This is a genomic window from Pseudofrankia coriaricola, assembly GCF_001854805.1.
Classification (GTDB): domain Bacteria; phylum Actinomycetota; class Actinomycetes; order Frankiales; family Frankiaceae; genus Pseudofrankia.
The window spans coordinates 1-4800 of sequence record NZ_MBLO01000105.1 but is presented as its reverse complement, the minus strand read 5'-3'; the positions used below and the strand labels follow the sequence as shown (position 1 = coordinate 4800).

Here is a 4800-nt window from a genome sequence, read left to right as displayed (position 1 = left end):
TCCCCGGACACGTCGGCTGTCTCCGTCGGCGCGTCGTCGGTGCGGGGGAGGTCGGACGGGGACGTCGAACGGCTGCGGCGGCTGCTGGGCGGAGAGCAGCTGGCGTGGCTGGTGGATCGGGCTCGGCGGCGGATGGCGCAGGGGCAGCCGCTGACCGGCGTCGTCACGCTGCCGAAGGCGAGCCACGAGCAGCGCCGCGCCGCCGAGCGGCTGCTCGGGCGGCGCGCCGGGCGGGGCTACTCGCTGTCGGTTCCGCTGGACGAGGTCGACCGGATCCTGCGGGCCAGCGGCGCCGCGCCCGACGGGCTCGCGGCGGCGGTCGTGCTGCTGACCGGGCCGGTCATGGGCGAGGCCGCGGCGGCCGTCGACGCGGCCGCCGCGTGGGCCGCCGCCCGGGCACCGCTGGACATGCTCGCCGGGCGGCGGCCGGAGCTTTCACCATGGCTCACCTGGCTGGACGGCACGGGGACGCTACGCCGGCTCGCCGGCGACCCGGGGACGGCGACCGGGCTGGTCGAGCCGCTGGTGGCGGTGCTCGACGCGCTCCCAGCCGGCGGGATGGCGCTGGACCGGCTGGCGATGCGGGCCGCGGGCGACGCGCACGCGCTCGACGACGGCCGGCCGCTCGCGACGCTGGCGCTCGCCGCCGCCCGGGTGCTCGCCGGGTCCGCGCTGACCGGCGACGCGTCGGCGGCCGGGCGGCGTGCCGCCTGGGCCGCGGTCGGGGTCCATCTGGACGAGCTGTCGTCGACCGTGCTCTGCCTGGGTCTGCCCGGCGGCGCGGCCACGGCGGCGGGCCGGGTGCTCGCCGCCGCCCACGAGGCGGCGGAGCCGTGCGTGCTGACGCTGCGCCAGGTCACCGGCCGGGGCGGCGAGCGGGCAGACCTGGGCGTCGGTGCCGGCCTCGTCTTCGTCTGCGAGAACCCGATCGTGCTGGCCAGCGCCGCCGACGAGCTCGGCCTGGGCACCCCGCCGCTGGTCTGCGCGGGCGGCCAGCCGTCGGCCGCCGTCCTCGGCCTGCTCGAGCTGCTCGCCGCCCAGGGCGCGAGCCTCGCCTACCACGGCGACTTCGACTGGGGCGGCCTGCGCATTGCGGGGGCACTGCGTGACCGCGTCGGCTGGCGTCCGTGGCGCTACGACGCCGAGGCCTACGCCGCGGCCCTGGCGACCGCGACCGGCGGCCCGCTCACCGGCCGCCCCGTCGACGCCGCCTGGGACCCGGCCCTGCGCCCCGCCCTCGAACGCCACGGCATCCGCGTCGACGAGGAGCTCGTCCTGCCCACACTCCTTGCCGACCTGGCCGCGCGGCGGCGATCCTAAGACTTCGCGCATCGTCGAGTGATGGGGAGCCGCCGTCATGAACGCCGTGACCCGCCTGACGCCCGGCGCGAACGGACCGCTGGCCGGAGGCCAGGTCAGGGCGGCGGTCGCGGCCGCCGGCGGGTCCATCGACGTGTCCGCGGTCCTGCTGACGACCACGGGCAAGGTCCGCGGCGACGACGACCTGGTCTTCTTCAACCATCCGGCGTACGGCGGTGTGCGGCTCGACGGGGCGTGCGTGACGGTCGACCTTCCGCGTGTTCCGGCCGACGTCGCCAAGGTGGTGGTCGCCGCGAGCGTCGACGCGGCGCGGCCCGGCGTGGTGTTCGACGGCGCCACCACGCCCTGGGTCGACGTCGACGACGGCGGGCGCCGCTTCCAGTTCACCCCGGCGCCGCTCACGCATGGGGAGACCGTCGTGCTCCTGGCGGAGTTCTACCGGCGCGACGGCGGCTGGAAGGTCCGGGCCATCGGACAGGGGTACGCGACGGGGCTCGCGGGTCTGGCGGCCGACTTCGGGGTCGTCGTGGACGACCCCGGCACACCCACCGCGCCGGCCACCCGGGCGGCCGGTGGCGCCACGCCGCCGCCTCCCGGTCCGCCGGGTACGCCCGCCACCCCGTTCGCACCGTCCGCCCCGGCGGCATGGCCCGCGCCGACGCCATGGCCCGCGCCGACGGGACAGCCCGTGCAGCCGGCACCCGTGCAGCCGTCACCGGCCTGGGGACCGCCGGCTCCGGGTGGGTGGCAGCCCGCGCCGGGGAGTGCTCCTGGCGGCACCGTGCCGGCGGGTGCGCCCGCCATCAGCCTCGAGAAGGTCTCGCGAACCGCGCCGGGCCTGGTCGACCTCTACAAGGCGGCCGGGGTCAGCCTGCGCAAGCAGGGCGCGGCCGGGCTGCGCGCCGCCGTCTACCTGGTCCTGGACCACTCGGCCAGCATGTCCGGCCACTACCGGACCGGGACGATGCAGCACTTCGCGGAGCAGGTGCTCGGCCTGTCCGCGAACCTCGACGACGACGGCGTCGTGCCGCTGGTGTTCTTCTCCGACAAGGTCAGCCTCATCGACGAGATCGGCCTGGACAACTACCACGGCAGGATCCAGGCGCTGCAGGCGAAGCTTTCCTGGGGCGGCACCAACTACCTCCCGGCGATGATGGCGGTTATCGACCACCACCGGGCGACCGGCGGCGCCTACCCGGCGTTCGTCGTGTTCCAGACCGACGGCGCGCCGTTCGACAAGCGCCCGGCGCGTGACCTGATCCGGCGGAGCAGCAACCTGCCGATCTTCTGGCAGTTCGTCGGCTTCGGAAAGGGCCGTCATCTGAAGTTCCTGCAGGGCCTGGACACCATGGAGGGCCGGCTGGTCGACAACGCCGGCTTCCTCGCCACCGGCCGCGCCCCGGGCGACCTGTCCGCCGGCGAGCTCTACGACCAGCTCCTCGCCGAGTTCCCCATCTGGCTCTCCGCCGCCCGCGCCGCTGGCATCCTCCGCTGACCGCTGACCGCTGACCGCTGACCGCTGACCGCTGACCGCTGACCGCTGACCGCTGACCGCTGACCGCTGACCGCTTGCCGTCAGCCGACGAGGGGTGCGACGAAGAGGGTGTGCAGGGCGAAGGCGACCGGGCCGCGCCGGTCGCCGAGCATGGTGGTCGTGGTGCCGCCGCCGGCGCCGTCGATGGCGGTCGTGGCGTGCAGGCTCACCCAGTCGCCCTCGATCGGCCGCAGCGCGCTGACGACGAGGTCGACGTTGGTGAACAGGTGGGTGCGGAAGTCAAGCACGGCGCTGACGCCGCTGGCGGCGTCGGCGACCAGCATCAGCAGCTGGGCCGGGCTGATCGGCTCGCCGTGTACGAGGGGGACGCGGGGTCGGACCCACGCGGTGGACGAGCCGGGCTCCTCGAGCCGTCCGCCGGCGTAGCGCCACTCGGTGGCGGCGATGTAGCCGCGGTCCAGGTAGCGCGTGAGGTCGCTGTCGGGCACCTCGGTGGGCAGCGTGTCCGGGTCGGGCAGCGTGGGCGCCTCGGTGTGGGCGATGTCGGGGACCAGGCCGGGCGACCGGCGCCGCCACCAGGCCGTCGCGACGGCGAGCACCCGGGACGCCGGATCCGGGCCCGTGCGTAGCTCGGCGCGCAGCAGCGCGACCTGGCGGCCGGGGCGGACCACCTCGGCCGTGATCGAGACCGGCCCGACCGGCGCCGGGCGCAGGAACTCCACCGCGATCCGGGCGAGGTGCCCGCCGGTGAGGCCAGCCGCCTCGGCGGTCTGCTCAAGCGACCGGGTGAGCACCGCGCTGACCACGCCGCCGTGCTGCAGGCCGGGCGCCCACGGGCCTTCGCTGGACGACGTCGCGCGCAGCGGTGTGCCGCCAGCCGCGGCGGCGATCGGCGGCCGCGTCGGCGTCGGCGTCGGCTCAGGCGTGAGGCCTGGCGGCGTCTGCCCGACGGCGGGCGGGACAGCGGTGCCGGAAACGGCGGTCTCGGAAATGGTGGTGTCGAAAACGGCGGTGTCGGGGACGAAGAAGGCGCCATCGCCGCTTCCGTCGTCGTCTCGCTGGGCGGTCCCGGCCGCCTGGTGGACCAGGCCGTCACGGTCCGCTGCGCCGATCTGCTCCACGAGTGCACCCTCCCTGAACGGTGGACGCCGGCCTCGTCCGCTCACGACCCGGGGCGGTGCGCCGGTCGGCCCGGCCACCCCGACCGACGGCGTCCGCGCCACCAGCGCGCGGCCCGTCGAGGCGACATCTGGTCCGGGTTTCCGGTTGGTCGATATACCAAATGCCAACAGAATATCGGTGCCCCTGGCCGGCAATCGCGGAACGCCACGGCACGGCGAACGCCGGCGAACAGGGACCAAACCTGCCCCGACCGGCCAGTGCCGCCGACCGTAATATCGGGTGAACTCGGGGAAGTTCACCGGCCATTTCCTGGAGAAAAGCGCTGGTGGCCGGGGCGGCTCATTGTTGTCCACGATCGATCGATAGAAGAGATGTGCTCTTCGTTGACCGGTCGATGCCGGATTGTCAGTCTTGGGTGCGGCGGCGCGGCCGTCCGGTGCCGTCCGCGCCGTGTCGGCTGGGCCGTCGTCGTCCCGCGCTCGACACCGTGACGGCCGCGTGCCGGGGAGACGGAGCGGCGGACGGCGATGGGCCGGGCGCCGGGCTGGCCGCGCCGGCGGGCGGATGAGTGACCAACCCCGACGGAGGTTGAGCCCGATGCATGGCTACGACGTCTTCCGGCACTACGAACGCAAGCGTTGGACGCTCGACGAGCTCCCGTTCGACGAGATCGACCAGGATCTGGTGCGGCCCGAGTACATGACCATGGTCAAGAGTGCCGTGATGGGTGAGGCGAACTCGATCGCGGCCCAGCACGGCTTCCTCAACGAGTTCGACGACTACGACTTCTCGGCGTTCGTCGCGGTCTGGGGCTACGAGGAGCTCCAGCATCATTTCGCTTTCCGGACCTGGCTGGACGCCGT

At 74.7% G+C, this 4800-nt stretch carries 3 protein-coding genes and 1 pseudogene; 3 read left to right on the top strand and 1 reads right to left on the bottom strand.

Translation table 11 applies throughout. The features are described 5' to 3' along the window. Both BCD48_RS16150 and BCD48_RS46445 read left to right on the top strand, forming a co-directional pair. Positions 1-1320 (top strand): TIGR02679 family protein (locus BCD48_RS16150; protein ID WP_241841771.1); only part of this gene is annotated, 1320 nt, incomplete at its 5' end. A gap of 37 nt (positions 1321-1357) precedes the next feature. After that, the gene (locus BCD48_RS46445; RefSeq protein ID WP_083418729.1) at positions 1358-2815 is read left to right on the top strand and encodes a VWA domain-containing protein; all 1458 of its coding nucleotides are present in this window, start codon (positions 1358-1360) and stop codon (positions 2813-2815) included. An 80-nt stretch (positions 2816-2895) separates the two neighbouring features. Here the strand turns inward: BCD48_RS46445 and BCD48_RS51310 are convergent, their stop codons facing one another. Beyond that, positions 2896-3936 carry a thioesterase family protein gene (locus BCD48_RS51310; RefSeq protein WP_083418728.1) on the bottom strand — a complete coding sequence of 347 codons (1041 nt, stop codon included), beginning with the start codon at positions 3934-3936 and terminating at the stop codon, positions 2896-2898. Positions 3937-4534: 598 nt separating this feature from the next. Here BCD48_RS51310 and BCD48_RS16135 point away from each other — a divergent pair. Beyond that, positions 4535-4800: pseudogene (locus BCD48_RS16135) on the top strand (ferritin-like domain-containing protein); the annotation flags it as partial.

Coding starts and splice junctions, on each gene's coding strand:
- BCD48_RS46445 (WP_083418729.1), top strand. CDS start 1,358: ATGAACGCCGTGACCCGCCTGACGCCCGGCGCGAACGGACCGCTGGCC.